Annotated in this window: 25 protein-coding genes; 17 read left to right on the plus strand and 8 right to left on the minus strand. The window is 67.5% G+C overall.

What is annotated here, in order from left to right; all coding sequences use genetic code 11:
* Positions 1-73 precede the first annotated feature (73 nt).
* Both MFF07_RS13550 and MFF07_RS13555 read left to right on the plus strand, forming a co-directional pair.
* On the plus strand, positions 74-385 hold the full coding sequence (locus tag MFF07_RS13550) for an EthD family reductase (RefSeq protein ID WP_147817131.1): 312 nt from the start codon (positions 74-76) through the stop codon (positions 383-385).
* 16 nt (positions 386-401) lie between these two features.
* On the plus strand, positions 402-704 hold the full coding sequence (locus MFF07_RS13555) for a hypothetical protein (RefSeq protein ID WP_147817130.1): 303 nt from the start codon (positions 402-404) through the stop codon (positions 702-704).
* Between the two features lie 102 nt (positions 705-806).
* Here the strand turns inward: MFF07_RS13555 and MFF07_RS13560 are convergent, their stop codons facing one another.
* The 4 genes from MFF07_RS13560 to MFF07_RS13575 all read right to left on the minus strand — a co-directional run bounded on the left by MFF07_RS13560 (position 807) and on the right by MFF07_RS13575 (position 6,313).
* Positions 807-4,166, minus strand: coding sequence for a PAS domain-containing protein (locus tag MFF07_RS13560; RefSeq protein WP_373322348.1), 3,360 nt, complete (start codon positions 4,164-4,166; stop codon positions 807-809).
* 86 nt (positions 4,167-4,252) lie between these two features.
* Entirely contained in the window at positions 4,253-5,545 is a 1,293-nt protein-coding gene (locus tag MFF07_RS13565) for an O-antigen ligase family protein (RefSeq protein ID WP_147817129.1), read from the minus strand.
* 130 nt (positions 5,546-5,675) lie between these two features.
* The gene (locus MFF07_RS13570) at positions 5,676-5,996 is read right to left on the minus strand and encodes a HigA family addiction module antitoxin (protein ID WP_147817128.1); all 321 of its coding nucleotides are present in this window, start codon (positions 5,994-5,996) and stop codon (positions 5,676-5,678) included.
* Between the two features lie 32 nt (positions 5,997-6,028).
* Positions 6,029-6,313 carry a type II toxin-antitoxin system RelE/ParE family toxin gene (locus tag MFF07_RS13575; protein ID WP_147817127.1) on the minus strand — a complete coding sequence of 95 codons (285 nt, stop codon included), beginning with the start codon at positions 6,311-6,313 and terminating at the stop codon, positions 6,029-6,031.
* Between the two features lie 200 nt (positions 6,314-6,513).
* Here MFF07_RS13575 and MFF07_RS13580 point away from each other — a divergent pair, with 200 nt between their 5' ends.
* Entirely contained in the window at positions 6,514-6,705 is a 192-nt protein-coding gene (locus MFF07_RS13580; RefSeq protein WP_147817126.1) for a hypothetical protein, read from the plus strand.
* A 32-nt stretch (positions 6,706-6,737) separates the two neighbouring features.
* Here MFF07_RS13580 and MFF07_RS13585 read toward each other — a convergent pair whose 3' ends face one another.
* Positions 6,738-7,484, minus strand: coding sequence for a CDP-diacylglycerol diphosphatase (locus MFF07_RS13585; RefSeq protein WP_147817125.1), 747 nt, complete (start codon positions 7,482-7,484; stop codon positions 6,738-6,740).
* Positions 7,485-7,660: 176 nt separating this feature from the next.
* Here MFF07_RS13585 and MFF07_RS13590 point away from each other — a divergent pair, with 176 nt between their 5' ends.
* Positions 7,661-8,575, plus strand: a complete 915-nt coding sequence (locus MFF07_RS13590; RefSeq protein ID WP_187272516.1) for a class I SAM-dependent methyltransferase — start codon at positions 7,661-7,663, stop codon at positions 8,573-8,575.
* A 106-nt stretch (positions 8,576-8,681) separates the two neighbouring features.
* Entirely contained in the window at positions 8,682-8,897 is a 216-nt protein-coding gene (locus MFF07_RS13595; protein WP_147817123.1) for a hypothetical protein, read from the plus strand.
* A gap of 120 nt (positions 8,898-9,017) precedes the next feature.
* Here the strand turns inward: MFF07_RS13595 and MFF07_RS13600 are convergent, their stop codons facing one another.
* The gene (locus MFF07_RS13600; protein WP_147817122.1) at positions 9,018-9,248 is read right to left on the minus strand and encodes a hypothetical protein; all 231 of its coding nucleotides are present in this window, start codon (positions 9,246-9,248) and stop codon (positions 9,018-9,020) included.
* Positions 9,249-9,424: 176 nt separating this feature from the next.
* Positions 9,425-10,408, minus strand: coding sequence for a CobW family GTP-binding protein (locus MFF07_RS13605; RefSeq protein WP_147817121.1), 984 nt, complete (start codon positions 10,406-10,408; stop codon positions 9,425-9,427).
* Positions 10,409-10,839: 431 nt separating this feature from the next.
* On the opposite strand from MFF07_RS13605, the gene MFF07_RS13610 reads away from it, so the two are divergent.
* From MFF07_RS13610 to MFF07_RS13630, 5 genes are all read left to right on the plus strand, one after another.
* Complete coding sequence (locus tag MFF07_RS13610) at positions 10,840-12,201, plus strand: efflux RND transporter periplasmic adaptor subunit (RefSeq protein ID WP_238232197.1); 1,362 nt, start codon at positions 10,840-10,842, stop codon at positions 12,199-12,201.
* A gap of 21 nt (positions 12,202-12,222) precedes the next feature.
* Positions 12,223-15,378 carry an efflux RND transporter permease subunit gene (locus MFF07_RS13615; RefSeq protein WP_238232199.1) on the plus strand — a complete coding sequence of 1,052 codons (3,156 nt, stop codon included), beginning with the start codon at positions 12,223-12,225 and terminating at the stop codon, positions 15,376-15,378.
* Between the two features lie 133 nt (positions 15,379-15,511).
* Complete coding sequence (locus MFF07_RS13620) at positions 15,512-17,053, plus strand: efflux transporter outer membrane subunit (protein ID WP_147817119.1); 1,542 nt, start codon at positions 15,512-15,514, stop codon at positions 17,051-17,053.
* Between the two features lie 92 nt (positions 17,054-17,145).
* Complete coding sequence (locus tag MFF07_RS13625; protein WP_238232201.1) at positions 17,146-17,463, plus strand: hypothetical protein; 318 nt, start codon at positions 17,146-17,148, stop codon at positions 17,461-17,463.
* Positions 17,464-17,467: 4 nt separating this feature from the next.
* Positions 17,468-18,025: a type II toxin-antitoxin system VapC family toxin gene (locus MFF07_RS13630; RefSeq protein WP_147817118.1), complete on the plus strand. Its 558-nt coding sequence runs from the start codon at positions 17,468-17,470 to the stop codon at positions 18,023-18,025.
* 110 nt (positions 18,026-18,135) lie between these two features.
* Here MFF07_RS13630 and MFF07_RS13635 read toward each other — a convergent pair whose 3' ends face one another.
* A complete protein-coding gene (locus tag MFF07_RS13635) occupies positions 18,136-18,708 on the minus strand; it encodes a TetR/AcrR family transcriptional regulator (protein ID WP_147817117.1) in 573 nt (190 codons plus the stop codon).
* Between the two features lie 187 nt (positions 18,709-18,895).
* On the opposite strand from MFF07_RS13635, the gene MFF07_RS13640 reads away from it, so the two are divergent.
* From MFF07_RS13640 to purF, 7 genes are all read left to right on the plus strand, one after another.
* Positions 18,896-19,828 carry a quinoprotein relay system zinc metallohydrolase 2 gene (locus MFF07_RS13640; protein ID WP_147817116.1) on the plus strand — a complete coding sequence of 311 codons (933 nt, stop codon included), beginning with the start codon at positions 18,896-18,898 and terminating at the stop codon, positions 19,826-19,828.
* A gap of 66 nt (positions 19,829-19,894) precedes the next feature.
* Positions 19,895-20,698 (plus strand): quinoprotein dehydrogenase-associated SoxYZ-like carrier, encoded by an 804-nt coding sequence (locus tag MFF07_RS13645; RefSeq protein WP_147817115.1) that lies wholly within the window; start codon positions 19,895-19,897, stop codon positions 20,696-20,698.
* Between the two features lie 8 nt (positions 20,699-20,706).
* Positions 20,707-21,312, plus strand: a complete 606-nt coding sequence (locus tag MFF07_RS13650) for a rhodanese-like domain-containing protein (protein ID WP_147817114.1) — start codon at positions 20,707-20,709, stop codon at positions 21,310-21,312.
* Positions 21,313-21,729: 417 nt separating this feature from the next.
* Positions 21,730-22,557, plus strand: coding sequence for a 3-methyl-2-oxobutanoate hydroxymethyltransferase (gene panB / locus MFF07_RS13655; protein WP_147817113.1), 828 nt, complete (start codon positions 21,730-21,732; stop codon positions 22,555-22,557).
* Between the two features lie 132 nt (positions 22,558-22,689).
* Entirely contained in the window at positions 22,690-22,857 is a 168-nt protein-coding gene (gene rpmG, locus MFF07_RS13660) for a 50S ribosomal protein L33 (RefSeq protein WP_147075972.1), read from the plus strand.
* Between the two features lie 308 nt (positions 22,858-23,165).
* The gene (locus MFF07_RS13665) at positions 23,166-23,777 is read left to right on the plus strand and encodes a CvpA family protein (RefSeq protein WP_147817112.1); all 612 of its coding nucleotides are present in this window, start codon (positions 23,166-23,168) and stop codon (positions 23,775-23,777) included.
* Positions 23,778-23,879: 102 nt separating this feature from the next.
* Positions 23,880-25,370, plus strand: a complete 1,491-nt coding sequence (gene purF / locus MFF07_RS13670) for an amidophosphoribosyltransferase (protein WP_238232203.1) — start codon at positions 23,880-23,882, stop codon at positions 25,368-25,370.

Here is a 25,370-nt window from a genome sequence, read left to right on the forward strand (position 1 = left end):
CGTCGTCCGGGAGGCAACGGACGACGAATGCTCTATCTCCCCGCGACACCAACAAAAAACTGGAGAGAACGCCATGGTCCTGATCAGCGTGATGTATCCCGCCGGAGCCGGCACGCGCTTCGACATGGACTACTATCTCAAGAAGCACATGCCCCTGGTGAGCGAGCGCTGGTCCGCCCAGGGCCTGCACGGCTACGAGGTGATCAAGGGCGTCGCCACGCCGGACGGCACGACGCCGCCTTTCCAGGTGATCGCGCTGCTGCGCTTCGAATCGGCCGAGGCCTTCAAGGCGGCCGCCGCGGCGAACGGCCCGGAGATCTTCGGCGACATTCCGAACTTCACCGACACCCAGGCCGCCGTCCAGATCAACGACTTCGCCGAGTAGGGCAGGCCTTCCCCCGATGATCGACGTCATACAGCAGGTCCGGGGGAGCAATCCGTCGCTCCCCACGACCATCATCGTGCTGCGTTCGGATTCCCGCGCACTCGCCGACCCCGAAACCCTGATGCCGGAGGCCCAGGCCTGGATCGACGAGAAGACGCCGGGCGCCCGGCTCTCGCGGGAATCGGTGCTGCTCGCACCGTATCCCGGCGCGATGCCGACCGAACGCAAGGTCACGGTTCTGGCTTTCACCGACGCCCGCCACCTCGCGGCCTTCGCGACCGCCTGGACGGCGGACCCGATCCCCGAAGGCGAGGACTGAGCCTGAGAGGCCCCGATCCGATTGCATCGGCTCGGGGCCTCTCAGCTCTCGTTCTGCCGCGCTTTCTTTCGACCGACGGCATCCCCCCGGTCGGAGAGCGTTCTAGGCCGCGCGAAGCGCCTGGATCGTCCGGATCGTGCCGCCGCGCAAAGCTGTGAGGCGGCGGATCAGGGGACCGAGATCGTCGCCGGCATGGCAGGCGGTCTCGACCTCGCGGCAGAGCGCCGAGAGGCCGGCGAAGCCGAGGATGCCGGCCGCCGAGATCATGGCATGCGCATCGTGTGCGAGCTGGTCCCTGTCGACCTCCGCCTGCCTGCGCAGGTCCATCGCCGCGAAGCGGGCGCGCAATTCGGCCTCGAGCAGCATCAGCAGCGATTGCGTCCGCTCCGGCCCCATGCGGTCCCGGATGCTGGCGAAGGCGTCCGCATCGAGGATCGTCTCGCCGCGCTCGGTCTCCTCCGGATGCAGCGTGGCCGGAGCCGCCTGGTCGCGGCGCCGGGCGCGCTCGCGGCCGACCCAGAGATCGATGGCCGCGTAGAGCTCCGGCCGCTTGAACGGCTTCCCGACATGGTCGTTCATGCCGGCATCCTGCAGATCGTCGATCTGCCGTGGCAGCACGTTCGCCGTCATCGCGACGATCGGCACCTGGCCGGCATGGCCGGGCATGGTGCGGATCAGGCGTGTCGCCGTCAGGCCGTCCATGCCGGGCATCTGCACGTCCATCAGGACGAGGTCGTAGGGATCCGATCCGTTCGCCGCGGCCCGGACCCGGGCGACCGCGTCGGCACCGTCGTCCACGACGTCGACCCGGTAACCCTTGACCTCCAGAACCGCGCGAGCGAGCTCCTGGTTGATCCGCACGTCCTCGACGAGGAGTAGGTGTACCCGGGGCTCGCCGTCCTCGCTCTCGGGTACGGCCGCAGTGGCGACGGGGCACACGGCGGCGTCGGCGAGATCCGGCACGCCCTCGCGCCGCGGCAAAGCCAGGGTGAACCAGAAGGTCGAGCCGATGCCGGCCTCGCTCTCGACGCCGATCTCGCCGCCCATCATCGTCAGCAGATGCCGGCAGATGGCGAGCCCGAGGCCGGAGCCGCCGAAGCGTCGGCTGATCGAACCGTCGACCTGGCTGAAGCGCTTGAACAGCCGCTCCAACTGCTCCGGGGCGATGCCGATGCCGGTATCGGTGACCGTGAAGCGCATCGCCTCCGCCGTCTCGCCCGTCGGCAGGATGCGTTGGCCCTCGTGCGTGACCGCGAGCGTCACCGAGCCGGTCGGCGTGAACTTCATCGCGTTGTTCAGGAGGTTGAGCAGTACCTGCCGCAGGCGGTTGGCATCGCCGAACACGAAATCCGGCAGGGCCGGATCGATCCGGCATTCGATCGCGAGCGGGCTCTTGAGGGCGCTGCCGCGCACGATCGAGACCGTGTTGTCGACGAGCCCGTGCAGCGGAAAGGCGATCGGATCGAGTTCGAGCTGGCCCGCCTCGATCTTCGAGAAGTCGAGGATGTCGTTGACGACCGTCAGCAGCGCCGCGCCCGAGCCCTGAATCAGTTCCAGCCGGCGGCGATCCTCCGGCGTGTGTCGCTGGGCTTCGAGGAGCAGGTCCGCGTAGCCGAGGATGCCGTTCAACGGCGTACGGATCTCGTGGCTCATGGCCGCGAGAAAATCGCTCTTGGCCTCGCTGGCGCGCTCGGCCTCGGCACGGGCCGCCTCCGCCGCCGCCGTCGCCGCCTGGAGCGCGGCTTCCGCGCGCTTGCGTTCGGTCACATCGAAACTCAGGCCGACCATGCGGGTCGGCCGGCCGGCGGCGTCGTAGAGCGCGCGGCCGCAGACATGCATCCAGCGCTCGGACACGCCGGCGACGATCCGGTACTCGGCAACGTAATCCTCGCGCAGATCGACGGCCCGGCGAACCGAGTCCCAGACGATGCTGCGGTCGTCGGGATGGACCATGCCCGTCCAGGCCGCGGCCGGCATCGCGACCGGGCCGTCGTCGGGCAGGCCGTAGAGCCGCTGGTGCTCGCGGTCGAGGGCGACGACCCCCGTCAGCATGTCGTAGTCCCACGCCCCCGCGTCGGCGGCTTCCTGGGCGAGGCGCAGGAGGTCGCCGGTCTCCTGGAGACGCCTCTGCGTCGTGATGATGTCGTCGACGTCGAGCGCCGTGCCGAGCCATTCCGCCGCCGCCCCGTCATCCGACGGCGCGATCGGGATCATCACGATCCGGTGCCAGCGGTAGACGCCGTCGTGCCGGCGCAGCCGCACCTCGACGTTGAACGGCGTGCCGTCGGTCCGTGCCTGCCGCCAGGCCGCATCGAGGCGCTCGGCGTCGTCGGGATGGGCACGGTCGCGGCGGTCGGACCGCTCGCGGCCGATTGGGCCGTAATACTCGTTGAACCAGGTATTGGCGTAGGTCGCCGTACCGTCCACGGTGCGCGCGGCCCAGACCAGGAGCGGCAACGCCTCGGCGAGAATCCGATAGCGCGCCTCGCTGCGGGCCAGCGCCGCTTCCGCGGCCTTGCGCTCGGTGATGTCGAGGACGGTGCCGAACAGTCCGGTGACGTTCCCCTCCGGCCCGGTCTCGCAGATCCCGCTCACCGTGACGTCGCGGATCTCTCCGTCGGGACGCAGGACCCGCGCCTCGTAGGCGTAGCCGGTACCGGCCTGCATGGCATTCTGAACGATGGCGGAGACATGCGCGCGGTCGTCCGGATGGTAGACCTCGGTCAGCGCGCTGCCGAGCAAGGGCACCGGCGAGCCCGGCTCGAGGCCGAGGATGCCGTAGGTCCCGTCGGACCAGACCGGCCTGCCGTCGGAGAGGGCGACCCGCCAATGGCCGACATGCGCCATGCTCTCGGCCAGCGTCAGCAGCCGGTTGGCATCGCCGAGGGCGGCCTCCCGGATGCGGAGCTGGGACGCCTGGGCCTCGATCACCTGTTCGCGGGCCGTGCGGGCCGCGGCTTCGTGCTCGCGCAGGGCGTTGGCCTCCTGCAGGTGCAGGTGGGCGACGACGATTTCGGCGAGGTCGCGCAGGGCCGCCGCGTCGTCATCGGAGAAGGCACGCGGCGTCGTGTCGACGAGGCAGAGGGCGCCCACCCGGATGCCCGAGCGCAGGATCAACGGAGCGCCGGCATAGAAGCGGAGATTGGCCGCGCCGGCCACCAGATCGCTTGCCGCGAAGCGTGGATCCCGGCTGGCGTCGGAGACGACGAAGACGGCGTCGCTGCGGATCGTGTGGTCGCAGAAGGCCTCCGAGCGCGGCAGATTCTGCGGCATCAGCGGGCAGGCGGTCTTGAGCCATTGCCGGTCGGATTCGACCAGCGACACGAAGGCCGCCGGCACGGAGAACAGGCGCTTGGCCGTGCGGCAGACGGCCTCGAAATGCTCTTCCGGCGGCGTGTCGAGGATATGCAGGCCGCGGAGTGCGGCGAGACGATCCGCTTCTCCGAACGCAGACATAGTCACCTGATGAGGGCTCCCGGCATCGCGCACCCGACGCACGTTCCGTGTCTGCGCGCGCAGCCGTTAACGGGATCGGTAATTAACGATGATTAACGCGTCGTTAATGGCCCAGATTCGGTCTGTGGAGCGCGCGCGTTGCGGGCGAGCCAAAGCAATCGGGCGGCCTCCATACCCCAGACCATGCCCAGCATCATGTAGACGTGGCGCCATTTCTCGATGTCGATCTGCATCGCCTGCAGGAAGAACATCAGCAGCGCCGGCCAGACCACCTGCGCGTGGGCACGCAGCGGCGTCCGGCAGGTCGTCAGCCTGAAGCCGACATGCGCCGTCGCCAGGACGAGTACGATGAAGACTGCGCCGCCGAACCAGCCGCCGTTGGCGAAGCTTCCGATATAGGAATTGTGCGGCTCCAGCTGGAAGATCAGCCGCCAATGCATCGGGCCCATGCCGAAGGGTCGTTCGAGCAGCATGGCGATGCCGCGCAGCTGGTTGCCGAAGCGCCCGGTCTCGCCCTCGTCGTAGTCCTGCGTCACCGAGGCGCGGCTCTCGAACATCTTGGCGACGTGGTCGACCGAGAGCAGCCCGATCACCGCGACGATCCCGAGCGCGACGGTGACGAGGGTCAGGGTCACGATGCGTCGGCGCAGCCGGGCCGAATCGCTGGTGCGGTACACCGTGAGGACCATCAGCCCGGTCGCCACCACCGTCCCGCCCCAGGAGCCGCGGGAGAAGGACAGGAAGATGCCCGTGAGGATGATCAGCAGCCCCACGAACGACAGCAGCGGCCGCCGGGTCGTGCCGGTGAGGAGGGCATGCATCAGGTAGAGCGCGCCGAGCGTCAGGAACGAGCCGAACACGTTCGGATCCTGGAAGGTGCCCGACGCGCGGCCGTACTTGTAGAAGAGGTCCTCGATGCCGAGCACCTGCAGGTAGCCGACGATGCCGAGGAAGGCCGAGAAGACGCAGCTCGCCGTGTAGGCCTTGAGCGCGAGATCCATGCGGTTCTCGGTGTCGTCGGAGAACAGCATGGCGAAGAAGATGCCGGTGAGCACGAGATAGACGAGCTGGATCGTCCAGGTGACCGGGAACGGCTCGGCCAGATACGGCATCAGGCTGGTGCCGATCGCCACGAGGTAGAGCAGCAGCAGACCGAACAGGGGCATCACGCCACGATGCAGCCGGATGCCGAGCGCGAACCACAGCGCCATCGTCGGGAAGGCGACGACGTCGTAGGGCGCGACGTCGGAGAAAGCGAAGCAGGCGAAGAAGATGAACGCCGCGAGCAAGACCTTCGCGAACCCCGTGAGGGCCGCGACGACCGGGATCTCGGCCCAGGCGCCCGCGCTGTCGCGCGAGGGCAGGGCGGCGGCCGTGGACGGCATGGCTCGACGCACTCCGCTTATCCGCCCGACGCAACACCCGGAACGCCGTCCCGCTCACGCGCGGTCCCGTACAGGCTCCGATACAATCATCGAATGGTTGAGATTCATGAAAGACGCCGAGGAACCGGCGTCAGGCAGCCGCCCGGCGCAAGGGCTGGATGCGGTCGATCTCAGGGCCGATCTCGCGGGCCAGGGTATCCATCTCGAAGCTTTGTTGGAGGTTGAGCCAGAATTGCGGCGTGGTGCCGAAGTACCGTCCAAGCCGAAGCGCCGTATCGGTGGTGATGCCGATGCCTTCCGCGGCAACGCGCTCGATCCGTGTGCGGGGCACGCCGCAGGCGCGCGCGACCACGCCGGCCGACAGACCGAGAGGGATCAGAAATTCCTCACGCAGCACTTCGCCAGGGTGCAGCGGCGGCAGGATTTTGTCAGTCTCGTACGCGATGCCCATCACGGGACTCCTCTTGAGCTGGACGTTACCCGCTAGTGATAATCGACGATCTCCACGTCGGCCGGTCCGAGTGCGGTCCAGCGGAAGCAAACCCGGAACTGGTCGTTGATCCAGATGGCATGCTGTCCGGCGCGATCATCCTTCAACGGATGGAGCCTGTTACCCGGCGGTTCCTTGAGATCGGCCAGTTCGCCAGCTGCATGGACCATCCTCAGCTTGCGCCGAGCCGTCTTGAGAAGATTGGCTGGGAAGCCTTTCGGATGCCGGCCACGAAATACCGCTTCCGTCACCGGATCGATAAAGCCCTGGATCGGCAACGTCGCGCACGCAATGACCCGAACATGCGCAGTATCACTGAGTGAGACATATCCGTCAAGAATTTGTATCACTTCGTGATCGACAGGGCGGCAACAGGCCGGCAGTGCGATACTTTGCGGAGAGCTGAACCCAAGGGCGTTTCCCGAGAATCCTTGGGACGTCCGAACATCTCGGGCGTTGCCCCTCTTTAGGAGGCCGCATGAAGAATCCCGTGATGAGCTTCTGGCTCTCTTCCGCCAACCAGGCCGCCGGCTGGTGGATGGGCCACGCCGCCAATGCCGTCCGGGCGCAGCAGCGCGCGGCGGTCAGTGAGATGACGAAGGCCGTCGCCGGCGCCAAGCCGAAGCGCAGGCGGCGCGTGAAGCGGAAGACGGCGTCGGTCCGCCGCTAAGCCGGCCCCCCCGCCCGTCGCGGGACGTCGGCCTACCGTACCGCCGTCTCGTCGGCCATCGTGCAGTGATGATCGAGCAGCCACTCGGTGTGGCTGTCGCCTGCCCGATAGGCGAGGAGAAAGGCGCCTTGGACCGGATCGTCCGCCGCCGTGACGACCATGGCGAAGCTCGTGCGCCGCAGGTCGTGCGGCCCCGGCAGCCGCGCGAGTTCCGCGAACGGGTTGAGGCCGTCGAGGGATGCCGCAGGGACCAGCCTGCCATAATAGCGCTCGTCTTCGAGCGGGAAGGGCAGCGGCCGCCACTCGCCGGTGAAGGTCCCGGCATTGGCGTGGAGCGCCGCGCGCACCGCCGGCCGAACGCAGTCGAGGTGGATGTGCAGCTGGTCCTGCGACCGGCCGCCCCGCGAATTCACCGCCATCGCCACGTCACGCAGGTCGAGACGACCCTTCAGGGCGTCAGTGACATGGAAGCGGGCCTCCATCGCCGCGCCCCAATAGGCGGCGCCCGCCGGGCCGCGCAGGGACGCCTCTTCGAGGCCGACGACCTTGGCGGTCGGCATCACCACGACCTCGGTCTTCAGGAGCGGCGCCTTCAGTACCGCGAAACCGGGTTTCTCGGAGCTGCCGGGGTCGACCCGGAGGCAGGGGAAGGGCTTTCCGAAGGTGGATTGCGCCGCGACGCAGGTCCGCGTCACCACCCACAACGTGTCGCGCGTCACCCCGGCGGCGGCCGCGCTGGCGGCGGCGAGCAGGACGAGCGAGGCGAGGGCGGCGCGCATGGATCCGTGTACCGCGCAGGGCCGGCCCGCGCATAGGTCACCCACGGCGAAACGGCCCGCCGGCTTCGATCCCAATGCAAGTACGGCCGGCACACCCGGCTGCACGCGGAGCCCTGGACATTTCAACGCCGGGCTGTCTCCCTCCGGCCCGGAAAAGCAGGAAGCGGGAAAAACGGATGCTGTCCAAGTTGCGGAGGTTGGCCGACGGCCACACCGTTCACGTCTGGGACCGGGCCGAAGCCGGCGTCTGGGGCGATCCGCTAGCGACCCTCGAACGGGTGGCCGAGCGCTGGCGCCGGTATCGCAGCGCCACGGTCGACCCGGCCGTGACGGAGCACGACGACATGCTGGCCGAGCAGCCCGGCGGCGACGCCGCATACCGGCAAATCGGGGAATCGGCCCTGCGCGTCATCGCCGAGGCGATGATCCTGTCCGGCCGCACGCAGTTCGACACGATCCTCGACCTGCCCTGCGGCGGCGGACGAGTGACGCGCCATCTCGCGCAATTCTTCCCCGATGCGGACATCCACGTCGCCGACATCGATGCGGCGAAGCAGGAAGCCGTGGTCAAGCAGTTCGCCGCGACACCCTTCGCCTTCCCGCATGATTTCCGGGGTAGCCCGAACCGAAGCTTCGATCTCGTCTTCGTCGGTTCGCTGCTGACGCATTTCGATCGGAAGCTATTCGAGCGCGCCCTCGACTTCTTCATCAAGGCCCTGTCCCGGGGCGGTATCGCCGTGCTGACCACGCATGGCCGCAACAATGCCGCCGAGGTCGTCCGTTCGCCGTCGTTCCCGGAATTCAAGGCGAAGCAATTCGAGTTCATTCGGCACATCGAGGATACGAAGGCGAAGATCAAAACGAACTTCGATCCCGAAAAGGCGATCGTCGAGCAATTCCGGAAGGACGGCTTCGGATACTTTGCGACGCCGATCCATTCGTCCCTCTACAAGCAGAGCTACGGCGGATCGTTCTCGTCGCCGTCCTGGCTGCTGCGGCGGATCGAACGGCGGGCCGACTGCGCGGTGCTCGGATTCAAGGAGCGAAGCTACGGAAACATGCAGGACGTGCTGATCCTGCAGAAGCTCTGATCGGGCGGACGACGGCATCGACGGGCCGGCGCTTCGCGGGCGATGTGCCGCGCAGCGAAACAAATGGCCGCGTTCGCCGTTCGTGACACGCAGAGGGAGATCATCGATGGACCGCGAACGCGACCGCGACGCAGCAACGAGCCTGATCGAGGAGCACGACGAGAAGGTCGGCCGCGACACGCCGGATCGGGACCGGCCCGGCCAGGGCGACCCGTCCAGCAAGCCGGTCGACAGCCAGAAGCCGCCGCCGAAGACCGACAAGACCTCTGAGGAGGACGAAGCGCCCCGGAGCTCCGACCCGAGCCCGTTCGCGCCGCGCTGAACCTTGCCGAACGATCGAGTCCAAGCCGCCGTACCGCCTCGCAGGGGCAGACGGCGGCTTTTTCGCAAATAGGGACGGCATCGGCCTCAGGGTCGGGAGATCGGTTGCAGGGCGAGGACGTCAGACCGGATCGCCATCGTCCAGCCGCCCGCGCACGAAGCCGCGCGAGATGAGCCGGCTGCGTTCCCGTGCACGGCGTTCGCCCTCCATCAGGTCGGAGAGCGCGTCGGTGACGGCGCAACGCAGGGCCAACCCGGCATCGCCCTGGGCAGTCTCGAGATAGGCGCAGACGATGGTCTCGATCGGACAGGAAGGCTGTGCCTCCCGTCCGGTTGGCGCGTTCGTCGGCATGAACCTGTCCTTCGACTCGAATGAGAACGAAAGAAGAACACGCCATGAGGCCGATGGTTCGGTCAACCGTCGGATTGGCGGTTTCCGACGACGGCGACGCCGCAGCCGCCATGCGCGGTTTACCCCTTGCCGAGCTAAGCCGCCGACCGCGCCGGCGCCCGGCCGCCGGCCTCATCTCAGGCCTTGCAGGACAGAAACCCTTCGCGGATCGCCTCCGGGTCGAGCTTGCGCCCGATGAAGACGACGCGCGACACGCGCGCCTCGCCGTCCTTCCACGGTCCCTGGAGATCCCCGTCGAGGATCTGATGGACACCCTGGAACACGAAGCGCTGCGGCTCGTCGGGGAAGGCCACGATGCCCTTGCAGCGCAGGATATCCGGCCCCTGGACCTGGGTCAGGGTCGAAATCCACGGCATGAATTTTTCCGGATCCACCGGCCCGTCGATCTTTGCCGAGACCGACTGCATGTCGTCATCGTGGTGATGGTGGTGGCCCTCCTCGAGGAAGTCGGGCTCGATGTCGAGGATGCGCGACAGGTCGAAGGCGTTGCGGTCGAGCACCTGGTCGAGGGGCACGTCGCAGCGGCTGGTGCGGTGGACCTTGGCATAGGGGTTGATCGCGCGGATCAGGCCCTCGACGCGGTCGAGATCGGCGGGCTCCACGAGGTCGGCCTTGTTCAACAGGATCACGTCCGCGAAGGCGATCTGGTTTTTGGCCTCCGGCGCGTCCTTGAGCCGGTCGGCGAGCCACTTGGCGTCGGCCACGGTCACAACGGCGTCGAGGCGTGCGGCCCCGCCGACATCCTCGTCGATGAAGAAGGTCTGGGCGACGGGGGCCGGGTCGGCCAGCCCCGTGGTCTCGACGATGATCGCGTCGAACTTGCCGCGCCGCTTCACCAGCCCGTCCATGATCCGGATCAGGTCGCCGCGCACGGTGCAGCAGACGCAGCCGTTGTTCATCTCGAACACCTCCTCGTCGGCGCCGATGACGAGGTCGTTGTCGATGCCGATCTCACCGAACTCGTTGACGATCACGGCATAGCGCTTGCCGTGGTTCTCGGTGAGGATCCGGTTCAGCAGCGTGGTCTTGCCGGCGCCGAGATAGCCGGTGAGCACGGTGACGGGGATCTTGTCGGAGGCGGGGCGCGCGGTGTCGGACATGGTGGCTCGTCGGGCTGTTGGCGGGCGGACGGTGGATGACCGGGTGCACCTCACGAAACTCCCGATCGAAGGGAGTCTCTCCGCCGGCCGTGACGGCGCGGCGGGAGTTTCATGAGGACACTTAGCGGACCGTCATATTGTGTCATCGGACGCCGGATAGAAGGCATCCCGCATCGAACGCATGGAGCGCTCGCCGCAGCGTCTCGCCATGTCCCGCCTGCCCTTGCTCGGCCTGCCCTTGCCAGCGCAGCTCAAGCTTGGCAGTGCCACCCCTATGGAACGGCTTTCGCCGGGCCTTCGAAAGATGCCGCGGACCTTGCCTTATAGAAGCCGGAACAAGTGGTTCTGTGCATCGCTCGGTGTGGTTCGCTTCGCTGATTCGCGCACGATCGACGACACCCGCGGCACCGTGAGCTTGAGCCTGAGACCGAATGGACGCGCGCACACCCATTGAGCCCGAAGCGGATTCCGCCCGGGACATGTTCGAGGAGACGCGCGAGCGGACCCGCCGCACGATGCTGAGCCTCGTACTTCTGCTGTCGGTCGTCGTCGTGCTCGTCGCCGCCGTGGCGATCTGGCCGCAGCCGGTGCGAGACCTGGCCGAGAAGGCCGTCGCCTTCGCGCAGGGCATAATGCCCGGCAAGAGCGAGCCCAAGGACGACACCGCCGAGACGGCGAAGGTCAAGAAGGACGCCGCCGCGGGCGAGCGCGTCTTCCGTCCGACCAAGGAGCAGCGCACCGCGCTGGAGATCAAGCCGGTCGCGGCCATCACCTTCCGGCCGGAATACTCGGCGGAGGGCCGCATCGCGGTCAACGAGGACGACAACGTGCCCGTCACCTCGCCCTATTCGGGCCGCGTGACCAAGGTGCTGGCGCGGGCCGGCGACGACGTGAAGGCCGGCCAGGTCCTCCTGACCATCGAGGCAAGCGACATGGTCCAGGCCCAGAACGACTACCAGGGTGCCCTCAACGGCTTGAACAAGGCTCAGGCCCTGTTCAAGCTCGAGCAGAACATCGCCGGGCGCCAGGAAGAACTGTTCAAGGCCCGCGCCACCGCGCTGAAGGACTACGAATCCGCGCAGAACGACGTCATCGCCGCGCAGAGCGACCTCAAGACCGCCGAGGCGACGCTGCAGGCCGGGCGCAACAGGCTGCGCCTGCTCGGCAAGACCGACGAGGAGATCGCGGCCTTCGAGAAGGCCGGCCGCATGACCGCCGAGACCGAGGTGCGCGCGCCGATCGCCGGCACCATCGTCCAGCGCAAGGTCGGCGTCGGCCAGTACATCTCGTCCTCCGGCGACCCGCTTTTCGTGATCGGCGACCTCTCCACCGTCTGGCTCATCGCCAACGTCCGCGAGAGCGAGGTGCCGAAGATCCGCATCGGCCAGGAGATCGACGCCCGCGTCGTCGGCTTCCCGCGCACGATCTTCCGGGCCAAGATCAGCTACATCGCCACCAGCCTCGACGCGGCGACGCGGCGCCTCAGCGTGCGCAGCGAGCTCGACAACCCCGACCGCTCGCTCAAGCCCGAGATGTTCGCGAACTTCACCATCGTCACCGGCGGCGAGCGGTTCTCGCCGAGCGTGCCGAGCGCGGCCGTCGTCTACGAGGGCGACAAGGCGCATGTCTGGGTGTCCCGGGCGGACGGCGCGATCGAGGCGCGGGACGTCCGGCTCGGCCTGACCAACGGCGACAACGTGCAGGTGGTCGAGGGCCTCAAGACCGGGGAGGAGGTCGTCACACGAGGCGCCATCTTCATCGACCGCGCAGCGACCGGCAGCAACGCGTCCTGACGATCGGACCGAGGGCGCACCATGAACAGTCTGATCGTCTTCTCCCTCAAGCAGCGCGTCCTCGTCTTCCTGCTGTTCCTGATGACCCTCGGGATCGGCTACGCGAGCTATCTGCAGCTCAACATCGAGGCCTATCCCGACCCGGTGCCGCCGCTCGTCGACGTCATCACGCAGGTGCCTGGGCAATCGGCCGACGAGATCGAGCGCTACATCACGATTCCGCTGGAGGTGCAGCTCGCCGGCATCCCCAACGCAACGGTGGTGCGGACGATCTCGCTGTTCGGCCTCTCCGACGTGAAGGTGCAGTTCAACTACGAATTCACCTACCAGGAGGCGCTGCAGCGGGTGCTGAACCGCCTGTCGCAATTGCCGGCGCTACCGAACAACGCACAGCCGCAGATCTCACCGACCAGCCCGGTCGGCGAGATCATGCGCTACAAGGTGACCGGCCCGAAGGGTTTCACCCCGACCGACCTCAAGACGCTGCAGGACTGGGTGCTGCAGCGCCGCTTCAAGGCGATCCCCGGCGTCGTCGACGTCACCGCCTTCGGCGGCAAGGCCAAGGAATACGAGATCGCGGTCGACCTCAACCGGCTACAGGCCTACGGCCTGACGCTGGTCCAGGTGATCACCGCGCTCAACAATTCGAGCATCAACGTCGGCGGTCAGACGCTGAACGTCGGCGAGCAATCGGCCGTGGTGCGCGGCGTCGGCCTGATCCGCGACATGGACGACATCCGCGAGACCATGCTCACGCAGGTCAAGGGCGTGCCGGTGCTGGTGCGCCACGTGGCGGACGTGCGCGTGTCCAGCGCGCCGCGCCTCGGCATCGTCGGCCATGACGGCCAGAGCGACATCGTCGAGGGCATCGTCCTGATGAGCCGCGGCGGCGAGAGCCTGCCGACGCTGCGCCGGGTCGAGGCCGAGATCGAGCGGATCAATTCCTCGACGATCCTGCCGCCGGGGGTGAAGATCGAGCGGATCTACGACCGCAGCGGGCTGATCGAGACCACGACCCACACGGTGATGCACAACCTCGTCTTCGGCGTGGTGCTCGTCTTCGTGGTGCAGTGGCTGTTTCTCGGCTCGCTCCGCAGCGCGATCATCGTCGCGGCGACGATCCCCTTCGCGCTGGGCTTCGCCATCGCCATCCTCGTCATCCGCGGCGATTCCGCGAACCTGCTCTCCCTCGGGGCCATCGATTTCGGGCTGATCGTCGACGCGACCGTGATCATGGTCGAGAACGTCTTCCGGCACGTGGCCGAACCCGAGCACAGCGAGGGCCAGACGGCGCCGGGGGGGCTCACCGGGCGTCTCGGCATCATCGGCATCGCCGGAGCCGAGGTGAACCGGGCGATCTTCTTCTCGGCGACGATCATCATCGTCGGCTTCCTGCCGCTCTTCACGCTGACCGGCGTCGAGGGCCACATCTTCGGGCCAATGGCCAAGACCTACGCCTACGCCCTGATCGGCGGCCTGCTCGCGACATTCACGGTGTCGCCGGCGCTGGCCGCGCTGATCCTGCCGAAGCACGTCGAGGAGCGCGACACGCTGATCGTCCGGGCCATGCGCTTCGGCCACGTCATCATCCTGCGCCTCGCCCTGACCCACAAGGTGATGGCGCTCGGCATCATGATCGCGGTGCTGGCGGCGGCCGGCATCGCCGGCAAGACGCTGGGCCTCGAATTTCTGCCGAAGCTTGAGGAGGGCAACCTCTACATCCGCGGCACCATGCCCGGTTCAATCTCGCTGGAGGCCGGCAACGCCTATGTTGAGAAGATCCGCGGCATCGTGCGCGAGGTGCCCGAGGTCGTCACCGTGCTCTCGCACCAGGGCCGCCCGAGCGACGGCACCGACGCCACCGGCTTCTTCAACGTCGAGATCCTGGCGCCGCTGAAGCCCATCGACGACTGGCGCAAGGGCGTCAGCAAGGAAGAGATCATCGCCCACCTGCAGGCCAAGTTCGCAGCCGATTTCCCCGGGATCGAGTTCAACTTCTCCCAATACATCGAGGACAACGTCCAGGAGGCGGCCTCGGGCGTGAAGGGCGAGAACTCGGTCAAGATCTACGGCAGCGACCTCGAGGAGATCACCAAGGCCGCCAACAAGGTCAAGGCGGTGCTCGCCACCGTTCCGGGCGTCGAAGACCTCGCGGTCTTCACCTCGCTCGGACAGCCGACGGTGCGCATCGACGTCGACCGTCGCAAGGCGGCGCGGTTCGGGCTCTCGCCCGGCGACGTGAACACCACCGTCCAGGCCGCGATCGGCGGACAGGCGGCGGGCGACCTCTACGAGTACGGCTCGGACCGGCATTTTCCGATGCGCGTGCGCCTCGCGCCCGAGTACCGCCGCTCGCTGGAGACCATCCGCAACATCACCATCGGCGCCAACGCCCCGAACGACACCGTGGTGCAGGTGCCGCTCTCGGAGATCGCGAGCGTCGACCTCGTCTCGGGCGCGGCCTTCATCTACCGCGAGGATCAGGAGCGCTACATCCCGGTGAAATTCTCGGTGCGCGGGCGCGACCTCGGCAGCGCCGTGATCGAGGCGCAGGAACGCGTCGCCCGCGAGGTCGAGCTTCCGGCCGGCTACCACCTGGAATGGGTCGGGCAGTTCACCAACCTGCAGGACGCCGTGGCCCGCCTGTCCGTGGTGGTGCCGATCACCCTCGCGCTGATCGCCCTGCTGCTCTACGTCAACTTCGCCTCCGTCGTGGACATGCTGCTCACCCTCAGCGTGATCCCGATGGCGATGATCGGCGGCATCTTCGCCCTGGTGTTCACGGGCACGCCGTTCTCGATCTCGGCGGCGATCGGCTTCATCGCGCTCTTCGGCATCTCGACGATGGAGGGCGTGATCCTGCTCGCCTACTACAACCAGCTGATCGAGGAGGGGCAGACGCGCAAGGACGCGGTCTGGAACGCGGCCAACATCCGCATGCGGCCCGTCATGATGACCTGCGTCGCAGCCTGCGTCGGGCTGCTGCCGGCGGCGGTCTCGACCGGGATCGGCTCGCAGGTGCAGAAGCCGCTCGCCCTCGTCGTCGTCGGCGGAATCACGCTGGCGCCGAACCTGATCCTCGTCGTCGTGCCGGTCCTGATCTCCCTGTTTTCGCGCCGGCGCCCCCAGCCGATGGCCGCGGGGCAGGGCGCTCACCGGCATGCAGTCGCGGCCTGATCGGACACGCCCCGTGATGCACCGGCAACAGCCTGACGAAAGGGTCGTGCGTGCGCGAAGCTTCGCGTTGACTCCACCTCCCGGCGAGCGCCTGTGCAGTGCGAATACACGGTGCGGATCGCCGGACGGGGGCATGACGGCAGCCACACAGATCTCGAAGCGCCTGCGCTCGACCGTGGCCGTCCTGGCGCTGGCCGCGGGCCTCGGCGGCTGCGCCGTCGGCCCGGATTTCATGGCGCCGGCCGACCCCGCAGTCGCCGGCTACACCAAGGAACCCCTGCGCGATCCCCGCGCCGCAAGCGGCCTGACCACGCGCCAGGGCGGCTCGGCCGACCAGGACTTCGTCAAGGGCGCCGACGTCTCGGGCCAGTGGTGGACGCTGTTTCGCTCAAAGGCGCTGAACCGCCTCGTCACCGAAGCGCTCGCCAACAACCCGTCCCTCGACGCGGCCCAGGCCGCGCTCCGCATGGCGCGCCTGAACACCGAGGCGCAGCGCGGCACGCTGTTCCCGCAGGTCGGCTTCAACGGCCTCGCCTCGCAGCAGCGGGCGCCGGGCGGCGAGTTGCAGAGCCCACTGAACGACCAGCGCCAGCTGACCTACAGCCTGTTCACGCCGCAGGTGCAGGTCGCCTTCGTGCCGGACGTGTTCGGCGGCAACCGACGGCAGGTCGAGGCCCTCGAGGCCCAGGCCGAGAACCAGCGCTTCCAGCTGGAAGCCGCCTACCTGACGCTGACCACCAACGTCGTGCTCGCCGCGATCCAGGAAGCGTCGCTGCGCGCCCAGATCGACGCCACCAAGAAGGTCATCGCGGCCCAGACCGAGGTGCTCAACCTCTACAACAAGCAGCTGTCCCTCGGGCAGATCGCCGGGGCCGACGTGCTCCAGCAGCAGGCCCAGCTCTCGGTCTCGCAACAGCTTCTGCCGCCGCTGGAGAAGGCGCTGGCGCAGCAGCGCAACCTCCTCACCGCCCTGGTCGGCCGCCTACCGAGCGACGAGGTCTCGGAGACGTTCGCTCTGAACGCGCTTCACCTGCCGACGAAGCTACCCGTCAGCCTGCCCTCCATGCTGGTGCAGCAGCGGCCGGACGTGAAGGCGGCCGAGGCGCAGGTCCAGCAGGCGAGCGCCGGCGTGGGCGTGGCGGTCGCCAACCGGCTGCCGCAGTTTAACATCACCGCCGCCGGCGGATCGAGCGCGGTGCGGATCGCCCAGCTCGCGAGCTCCACCGCGTTCTTCTACAGCGTGGTTGGGTCCGTAGCGCAGCCACTCTTCGACGCCGGCACGCTGTTCCGTCGCCAGCAGGCCGCCGAAGAGGGGCTGAACCTCGCCCAGGCCCAGTACCGCCAGGTCGTGCTCACCGCCTTCCAGAACGTCGCCGACGTGCTGCGCGCCCTGCAATCCGACGCGGACGCCGTCGCCGCCGCCACGGCCGCCGAGAAGGCCACCGGCGACAGCACGGCCCTCATTCGCAAGCAGTTCGAGGCCGGTGCCATCAACAGCGCCCAGCTCCTGATCGGCCAGCAGGCCTATCTCTCCGCCCTAGTGACCTCGGCCACGGCCCGCGCCAACCAGTATTCGGATACGGTCGCGCTGTTCCAGGCGCTTGGCGGCGGCTGGTGGAACCGGGTGGATGTGAAGCCGCCGCGTAAGGACAACGATCCGGCGCCATTCCTATGAAGGATCAGAGGGTAAACCCTCTTTCGGCGTTGCCAGAAAATAGATTTTGTTGAACACTCCTCGCGCATAGCGTGATGGGTAGGCATTCGACCATGGCAGGAAAATCGAAGACGGCGACCATCGATCAGGCGGCATCCAATGACGGCGCCTCGCCCGGCGGCAACCGAGATCGCATCGCGGCGGTCCTGACGCGCGCCAGCGAGAGTGGCCTGACCGCCGGCAAGGGCGGTCGCATATCGGGGCGCGTCTCGCCCGCGCTCATCGAACGCGCGAAGATGCGGACCGGGCTACAATCCGACACCGAACTCGTGGAATTCGCACTGGCGAACGTGGCAGTCGAAGACGATTTTGCGCGCGTATTTCGCGAGTTGCGCGGCACGGTGCCCGCCGACCTGGACCTCGACGTCTAGGGGCATGGCCTTCCGCTTCGAGACGTCCGCACGCGTACGTCGGCACGATCCGAAGTCCACGCTCAGCCGGCGCCCCGACGAAGCGCTGCCCTTCGTCGGGGCGCGGGTCGAGGCAGGGAATGGGCTGCTGCTCGATACCTGCGTCTACATCGACCAGATGCAGGGCAGGACGCCTCAGGTGCTCGACCACTTGATCGCCATCAGGGTCGTGAACCACAGCGCCGTCGCCGTGCAAGAGTTGCTCCAGACCGTCGGTGTACTCGATCCGGGCGACCCGCGCAGCAAAACGGCCATCGCTGCGATCAAGACGGCCGTGGACGCGATGCCACCGCATCGTCTCTTCACGCCCGATCTCGACACCCTGGCCGTGGCAGCGATCTACGCTGGAATTCTCTGCCGGACACAGGGCTACGCCAAGGACGACCGGATGCGGGCGCTTCACGACTGCACGCTGTTCGTACAAGCCATGAGGCTCGGCCTGACCGTCCTCACCCGCAGCGTCCGCGATTTCGATGTCTTGCTGCAGTTACGACCGCGCGGGCGCGTACTGTTCTACCGCTGAGCGGGAATTAGAGCGCTTTCCGACCAAGTGGATACCGGTTGGTCGAAAGAAAGCGCGGCAAAACAAAACCTTAGAGACGCCGAGCCGATGCAATCGGATCGGATACGGCTCTAGCCTCGCGCGGGCCGCAAGCTCTCACCCAGCGCCGTCAACGTATTCCCGAAACCCTTCGCGCCCGCCAGCAACCGTTCCAGCAGCAGCGCCCCCTCCAGCGTGGCGACGACCATCCGCGCGGACGCGGCCGGGTCGACGCTCGCGCGGATGCTGCCGTCGGCGACGCCCTCGGCCAAGACATGCTCCAGCCAGGCGATGTGCTTGTCGAAGAAGCGGGCGACATCCGTCCGCACCGCCTCGGGCAGCGTGTCGAGTTCGACGGCCAGCGCCGCGCAGAGGCAGCCGAGGCCCGTCTCGACGCCGCTGAGGTAGAGCCGGCCATAGGCCTCGATCCGCGAGAGGCCATCCGCGGTCTCGTCGAGGATCGCGGCCAGCGCCTCGTCGTAGCGCGCGTCGTAGGCGGCGACGAGGGCGACGGCGAGGTCTTCCTTCGTGCGGAAATGATGGTGGATGCTCGCCTTGCGGATGCCGACGGCGTCCGCGAGATCGGCATAGCTGAAACCGGAATAGCCGCGGCCCCGCACCAGGGTCTCGGCCTGCATCAGCAATTCGCTGCGTGTGTCCCTCATCGTCTGCCGTCCGTGTTCATCAAGCGCGCTTGATTGTAGATCTTGCCGACCACGGTCGCCGGGCACTTGACCGGAACTCTGGCTACCTACTAAATGGTAGAAAGACAAGACGGAGGAAACGGCAGATGGTCGCGCCCGCATTCGGCGGAACGGCGTTCCGTGCCCAAGTTGCCTCGGGGCTCGCCCGATGAGAGGGGCTGCGAACCGGCGCGAGGCCTTGTTCGGCGGCTTCTGTCTCTGCTGCCTGCCGACGCTGGGGCGCTCGGCCGAAGGCTTCGCGATGGACGAGGTCGGCCCCGGCATCTTCATCCGGCACGGCGTGATCGCCGACGCGAGTGCCGAGAACAACGACGCCATCGCCAATATCGGCTTCGTCGTCGGCAAGGAGTCCGTGCTCGTCACCGAGTCGGGCGGAAGCCTCGTCGACGGGCAGTGGCTGCGCGGCGAGATCCGGAAACGGACGACCAAGCCGATCAGCCACGTCGTTCTCACGCACGTCCACCCCGACCACGTCTTCGGCGCCGCCGCCTTCACTGAGGACAAGCCGGTCTTCATCGGTCACGCCTCGCTCCGCGAAGCCCTCGACTCACGCGGCGAGTATTATCGGAAGCGCCTCGTGGACATGCTCGGCGCCGACAAGGCCGGCAGCGTGGTCTATCCGACCCTCGAGGTGAAGGACGCCGCCGAGATCGATCTCGGCGACCGCAAGCTCAGCTTCCACGCCCACGGCAAGGCGCACACCAACAGCGACCTCTCGATGCTGGATTCGCAGAGCGGTCTGCTGTTTCCGGCCGACCTGCTCTCAGTCGACCGGATTCCCTCGCTCGACGGCAGCCTGCTCGGCTGGTTCAAGGAGATCGAAAAGCTCAAGAGCTTCGGCGCCACGGGCGGCATCCCGGGCCACGGCCCGACGCGGGTCGAGCTGGAGCCGGCCTTCGCGGCCATCACCGGCTACCTCGCAGCGCTACGCGACCAGACCCGCAAGGCCATCGCCGCGGACGTCCCGATCGAGAAGGCCGTGAAGACCGTGGCCATGGACCAGCGGGACAAGTGGCAGCTCTTCGACAACTACAACACTCGAAACGTCACCCAGGCCTACCAGGAACTCGAGTGGGAGTGACCCGCGCGAGCCCGCATCCCCATCGTCGACACTTGCGCTAGATTCGTCAGCAATCAGGAGGACGCCATGAAAGCCTTGATCCTAGCCCTCGGCCTCTCGCTCTCGGTGACGGGGATGGCGCATGCAGCCGGAGCTTCGGACACCGATCAGGAGCGCGTCGCGCGCTGGAACGATCTCAAGAAGGAAATCTTCGCCGGCAAGACGATCGAGCCGAGCGAGACGATGGTCCGGATCGATGCCCCGAAGCGCGCCGAGGACGCCGCGCTGGTGCCGATCACACTGGCCATGTCCGACAAGGACAAGGTCAAGGGCGTGTCGCTGATCATCGACGACAACCCGACGCCCTATGCCGCCCATTTCATCTTCGGGCCGGCAGCCGACCCCGGCGAGATCAAGCTGCGCGTGCGCGTCAACAACTACACCGACGTCCACGCCGTGACCGAGACCAAGGACGGTAGATTCTTCGAATCGAAGCAGTTCGTGAAGGCGTCCGGTGGTTGCTCGGCCCCAATGGGCATGAGCGACGAGGAAGCCATGAAGGGCATGGGGGACATGCGCCTGAAGTTCGGCGAGGCGACCCCCGGCAAGCCGGCCGAGGCGACCCTGATGATCCGCCACCCGAACTTTTCGGGAATGCAGATGAATCAGGTCAGCCGCGACTACACCCCGGCCCGGTTCATCCAGAAGCTCGATGTGTCGTACGGCGACACGCTGATCTTCCACATGGACGGCGACATCTCGATCGCCTCGAACCCGGTGATCAATTTCGGCTTCAAGCCCGAGGGCAAGGGCCCGATCAAGGTCGTCGCCTCCGACAACCAGGACGGCCGGTGGGAGAAGACCTTCGAAGTGCCGTCGGCGAGCAACTGAGGCTTTCGATGCATCGCTCGCGTCTCGTCCGGCCGCTCGCGCTCGTCGCTCTCGCCGCCTTGCTCGGGGCGGCGGGCCCGGCGGATTCGCCGGTGAACGTGACGGAGCCGGCCGGGCTCTATGAAGGCCCCCAGCACGGCTACACGCCGCCGACCCTCAACGGCGCGACGGTCGTCGACCTCGCCGCCCTCGACAGGCTGATCGCTGCCGACGAGCCTGTGCTGCTCGACGTGGTGCTCGCCGACCGCAAGCCGCAGGGCCTGCCCCCGGGGACGCCCTGGCTGCCCTCGCACCGCTCCATCCCCGGCGCGGTCTGGCTGCCCGGCGCCGGCGTCGTGCCGCTGACGGCCGAGCAGGAGGCGGAATTCCTCAAGCGCATCGCCGCGCTCACCGGCGGCGACAAGGCGAAGCCCATCGTCACCTTCTGCCGGCCGGAATGCTGGGGCAGCTGGAACGCCGGCAAGCGTCTGGTCGAGGCTGGCTACAGCCGCGTGCATTGGTGGCCGCTCGGCGTCGAGGGCTGGCAGGACACGCACGACACCACCGTGGTGAAGGCCGACAAGGCCTGGACCGCCATCGCCAGCGAGAAGGCGACGCCACCGGCCCAGCCGTAACGCTGACGGCCGAGTGGAATGGCTCGAATCGTTCCGGGAAAAGACCCTCTGAGACCGGCGGTGGGGAGCACGTGCCCGGCCCACGGGCAATCCTTACCGTAAGCCTAAAAATTCAGCGATTTCAAAACCATCGCTACAGATATCCTTGTTGACACTCGTCCACTTGTGGCAGAAAAAAGGCTGCCCGGAGACGGACCGAAGTCCAGGGAGGAAACGCTCGTAAAAACGGGCAAGCGGGACGGTTAGCCGTACCACGCATGCGATGCAGGCCTCTCCGGGCCGCTTCCGATCTCAACAGTCCCGGTTCGCGCGGTGCCGCCATCGCGGCCGAACTCGTGTAGAGTGCCGCGCCGTAAGCAACGCCCTCGCGGCGTGACCCGGCCCGACGGGTCCGCGAGGCAGGCGAGGCAGGAGCCCATGTCGCAGTTCAGTCAGTCCCGGCGCGTGCGGGCCGGCGATCTCGCCCGGCGCAAGGCCGAAGGCCGCAAGATCATCGCGCTGACCGCCTACCACGCCCACACGGCGGGCATCCTCGACGCCTATTGCGACTTCATCCTCGTCGGCGATTCCCTCGGCATGGTGATGCACGGCATGGAATCGACCCTGCCGGTCACCGTGGAGATGATGATCGTGCAGGCCCAGGCCGTCATGCGCGGCACCAGCCGGGCTCTGATCGTGGTCGACCTGCCCTTCGGCTCCTACGAGGCGAGCAAGGAGCAGGCCTTCCACACCGCCGCCCGGGTCCTCAAGGAGACCGGCGCCGGCGCGATCAAGATGGAAGGCGGCGCCAAATTCGCCGAGACGGTGGCGTTCCTGGTCGAGCGCGGCGTACCGGTGATGGGCCATATCGGCCTCACCCCTCAGTCGGTGAACACCATGGGCGGCTTCAAGGTGCAGGGCCATACGCCCGAGAGCGCGGAGGCCGTGATGGCGGATGCCGTGGCGATCAGCCGGGCAGGGGCCTTCGCCATGGTGATGGAGGGCATCGTCGAGCCGGTGGCGCGCGCCGTCGCCGCCTCGCCCGAGGTGACGGCCCTCACCATCGGCATCGGCGCCAGCGCCCAGTGCGACGGCCAGATCCTCGTACTCGAGGACATGCTCGGCCTCTCCGACCGCGCCCCGAAGTTCGTGAAGAGCTACGGCGCGCTCCGCGGGCACATCGAGGACGCCGTGAAGGGCTACGCGGACGACGTGCGCGAGGGCCGCTTCCCGGCCCTGGAGCATACCTACCCGCCACGCGGCTGAAATCTTCGCTGCCTTGACGGGCGAGGGCCGATCGGGCATTCACGCGCTCGAATTCCGGCCGGGTTTCAACCCGGCCTTTTGCGTTTCGCCCGAGCGGAATGCGTTCACCCACCGCTTCAGGGGCATAGCGCCATGGCCAAGGCCGTCACCGTCAAGATCAAGCTCATCTCGACCGCCGACACGGGCTTCTTCTACGTCACCAAGAAGAACTCCCGCACGCAGACCGAGAAGCTGACGATGCGCAAGTACGACCCGGTCGTGCGTAAGCATGTCGATTTCAAAGAGACCAAGATCAAGTAATTTTCGGCTTCCAAGCCGTTCGAAGAAGCCGCCCCGTCGCAGGGCGGCTTTTTTCGTTTGGGATCCTGCCTCGAGATTGGCACGAAACAGGTCCGCCGCCGGCCCAGGCGATGGTGCCTTTTCCCGTGCAGGGTGTGGCCTGCCGGTCGTCACGAACCGTGAATCGGCGGGCTCGGCCGGGCGGCGGGTGACGGCCGAGGTTCGGCGGGGTATGTTCGGTAACCAAGAGACGAGGGCGCGCGGTTCGGGGGGAGCCGGTGCGGTCGTTCCCTTCATGCGTTTCTCCGCCCCCACGATTGCCGACAGCGATGCCGTTCTCGATCCTCGATCTCGTGGTGCTCGGCATCGTGGTGATCTCCGCCCTGCTCGCCGCGGTGCGTGGCGTCACGCGCGAAGTCCTCGCCATCGTCGCCTGGGTGGTGGCCGGCGCCGTCGCCTGGACGCTGCACCCGATGCTGCTGCCGACGGTGAAGGAGCACGTCACCAGCGACACCGTGGCGCTCGTCGCCTCGATCGCCGCGATCTTCCTCGGCACCCTCATCGTCGTGTCGATCATCACGGTGAAGATCTCCGACATCGTGCTCGATTCTCGCATCGGCGCGGTAGACCGCTCCCTCGGCTTCCTGTTCGGCGCCGGGCGCGGCTTCCTGATCTGCGTGATCGGCTGGGTGTTTCTGGCCTGGCTCGTCCAGGGCAAGATGCCGGAATGGGCTGCCCAGGCGAAGAGCCGGCCGATGCTGGAAAAAGCCGGCGACACCCTGGTGGCGCAGCTTCCGGCCAACCCCGAAGGCTTCCTGAAGAACCTGCGCAAGCCCAAGGGCGACGGCACCGGCGAGCCCGGCGAACCGCCGGCCGAGACCGAGACCGGCGGCCAGCGCCGCAGCGACGTCGCCCCTGCCACGCCGGCACCGGGACGCTGATCTGCGTGGAACCATTCTTGGTTGCGGGTGCGAGGCCGACTAAGTAGCGCTTCTTGAGCGCAGTCCGGAGCCAGGTTCCGGCAACGAGGATTTCGTATCGGCATGCCTGCACCCGGCGCGAGCGTCCCCGATTCCGAGATCGACCGCGATCCGCTGGGCGAATACGGCGACACGTTGCGCGAGGAATGCGGCGTCTTCGGCATCTTCGGCCACGACGACGCCTCCGCCGTCACCGCGCTGGGACTCCACGCCCTGCAGCATCGCGGCCAGGAGGCGGCCGGCATCGTCTCCTTCGACGGTGCGGTGTTCCATTCCGAGCGCCGCCAGGGCCTCGTCGGCGACAACTTCTCCGACCGCGGCACCATCGAGCGCCTGCGCGGCCGGGCCGCCATCGGCCACGTGCGCTATTCGACCACCGGCGGCACCATCCTGCGCAACGTCCAGCCGCTTTTCGCGGAATTGGCGAGCGGGGGGCTCGCGGTCGCGCATAACGGAAACCTCACCAACGCCCTCTCGATCCGGCGCGACCTCGTGCGCGACGGCGCCATCACCCAGTCGACCTCCGACACCGAGGTGATCCTGCATCTGGCCGCCCGCAGCCGGAAGCCGCGCATCGTCGAGCGCTTCGTCGAGGCGCTGCAGCAGATCGAGGGCGCCTACGCCATCGTGGCGCTCACCAACAAGAAGCTGATCGGCGCCCGCGACCCGCTCGGCATCCGTCCGCTGGTGCTCGGCGAGCTCGACGGCCGCTACATCCTCGCCTCCGAATCCTGTGCGCTGGACATCATCGGCGCGCGCTTCGTGCGCGATGTCGAGAACGGCGAAGTCGTGGTGATCTCCGAGGAGGGCGTCGAGTCGATCCGCTTCGCCGAGAAGCAGCCGATGCGGCCGTGCATCTTCGAGTACATCTACTTCGCCCGACCGGATTCGGTGGTGAACGGCAAGAGCGTCTACGGCATCCGCAAGAACATCGGCCACGAGCTAGCCCGCGAGGCCCCAGCCGACGCCGACATCGTGATTCCGGTGCCGGATTCCGGCGTGCCGGCGGCACTGGGCTTTGCGCACGAGGCTGGGCTGCCGTTCGAGATCGGCATCATCCGCAACCACTATGTCGGGCGCACCTTCATCCAGCCGACGCAGACCGTGCGCGAGCTCGGCGTGCGCATGAAGCACTCGGCCAACCGCGCCGCCGTCGAGGGTAAGCGCATCGTGCTCGTCGACGACAGCCTCGTGCGCGGCACCACCTCGATCAAGATCGTGCGCATGATGCGCGAGGCCGGCGCCCGCGAGGTGCATTTCCGCATCGCCTCGCCACCGATCACGCACCCGGACTTCTACGGCATCGACACGCCGGAACGCGAAAAGCTGCTCGCCGCGACCTACGATCTCGAAGGCATGCGCGACTATATCGGCGCGGATTCCCTCGCCTTCCTCTCGATCCCCGGCCTCTACCGCGCCATGGGCGAGGAGGGCCGTGACGCGACCTGCCCACAATACACCGACCATTGCTTCACCGGCGACTACCCGACCGGCCTGACCGACCTGCAGATCGCCGGGCCGAAGCGGTTCGCGATGCTGGCTGAAGCCGACTGA

The sequence above is a fragment of the Methylobacterium thuringiense genome (genome assembly GCF_022179645.1).
In the GTDB taxonomy this organism is placed as follows: Bacteria; Pseudomonadota; Alphaproteobacteria; order Rhizobiales; family Beijerinckiaceae; genus Methylobacterium; species Methylobacterium thuringiense.

Coding starts and splice junctions, on each gene's coding strand:
- MFF07_RS13595 (WP_147817123.1), top strand. CDS start 8,682: ATGGACCGCGAACGCGACCGCGACGCAGCAACGAGCCTGATCGAGGAG.
- purF (WP_238232203.1), top strand. CDS start 23,880: ATGCCTGCACCCGGCGCGAGCGTCCCCGATTCCGAGATCGACCGCGAT.
- MFF07_RS13565 (WP_147817129.1), bottom strand. CDS start 5,545: ATGCCGTCCACGGCCGCCGCCCTGCCCTCGCGCGACAGCGCGGGCGCC.
- MFF07_RS13645 (WP_147817115.1), top strand. CDS start 19,895: ATGAAAGCCTTGATCCTAGCCCTCGGCCTCTCGCTCTCGGTGACGGGG.
- MFF07_RS13620 (WP_147817119.1), top strand. CDS start 15,512: ATGACGGCAGCCACACAGATCTCGAAGCGCCTGCGCTCGACCGTGGCC.
- MFF07_RS13640 (WP_147817116.1), top strand. CDS start 18,896: ATGAGAGGGGCTGCGAACCGGCGCGAGGCCTTGTTCGGCGGCTTCTGT.
- MFF07_RS13665 (WP_147817112.1), top strand. CDS start 23,166: ATGCCGTTCTCGATCCTCGATCTCGTGGTGCTCGGCATCGTGGTGATC.
- MFF07_RS13600 (WP_147817122.1), bottom strand. CDS start 9,248: ATGCCGACGAACGCGCCAACCGGACGGGAGGCACAGCCTTCCTGTCCG.
- panB (WP_147817113.1), top strand. CDS start 21,730: ATGTCGCAGTTCAGTCAGTCCCGGCGCGTGCGGGCCGGCGATCTCGCC.
- MFF07_RS13635 (WP_147817117.1), bottom strand. CDS start 18,708: ATGAGGGACACACGCAGCGAATTGCTGATGCAGGCCGAGACCCTGGTG.
- MFF07_RS13580 (WP_147817126.1), top strand. CDS start 6,514: ATGAAGAATCCCGTGATGAGCTTCTGGCTCTCTTCCGCCAACCAGGCC.
- MFF07_RS13625 (WP_238232201.1), top strand. CDS start 17,146: ATGGCAGGAAAATCGAAGACGGCGACCATCGATCAGGCGGCATCCAAT.
- MFF07_RS13610 (WP_238232197.1), top strand. CDS start 10,840: ATGGACGCGCGCACACCCATTGAGCCCGAAGCGGATTCCGCCCGGGAC.
- MFF07_RS13585 (WP_147817125.1), bottom strand. CDS start 7,484: ATGCGCGCCGCCCTCGCCTCGCTCGTCCTGCTCGCCGCCGCCAGCGCG.
- rpmG (WP_147075972.1), top strand. CDS start 22,690: ATGGCCAAGGCCGTCACCGTCAAGATCAAGCTCATCTCGACCGCCGAC.
- MFF07_RS13605 (WP_147817121.1), bottom strand. CDS start 10,408: ATGTCCGACACCGCGCGCCCCGCCTCCGACAAGATCCCCGTCACCGTG.
- MFF07_RS13590 (WP_187272516.1), top strand. CDS start 7,661: ATGCTGTCCAAGTTGCGGAGGTTGGCCGACGGCCACACCGTTCACGTC.
- MFF07_RS13570 (WP_147817128.1), bottom strand. CDS start 5,996: ATGGGCATCGCGTACGAGACTGACAAAATCCTGCCGCCGCTGCACCCT.
- MFF07_RS13650 (WP_147817114.1), top strand. CDS start 20,707: ATGCATCGCTCGCGTCTCGTCCGGCCGCTCGCGCTCGTCGCTCTCGCC.
- MFF07_RS13550 (WP_147817131.1), top strand. CDS start 74: ATGGTCCTGATCAGCGTGATGTATCCCGCCGGAGCCGGCACGCGCTTC.
- MFF07_RS13555 (WP_147817130.1), top strand. CDS start 402: ATGATCGACGTCATACAGCAGGTCCGGGGGAGCAATCCGTCGCTCCCC.
- MFF07_RS13630 (WP_147817118.1), top strand. CDS start 17,468: ATGGCCTTCCGCTTCGAGACGTCCGCACGCGTACGTCGGCACGATCCG.
- MFF07_RS13615 (WP_238232199.1), top strand. CDS start 12,223: ATGAACAGTCTGATCGTCTTCTCCCTCAAGCAGCGCGTCCTCGTCTTC.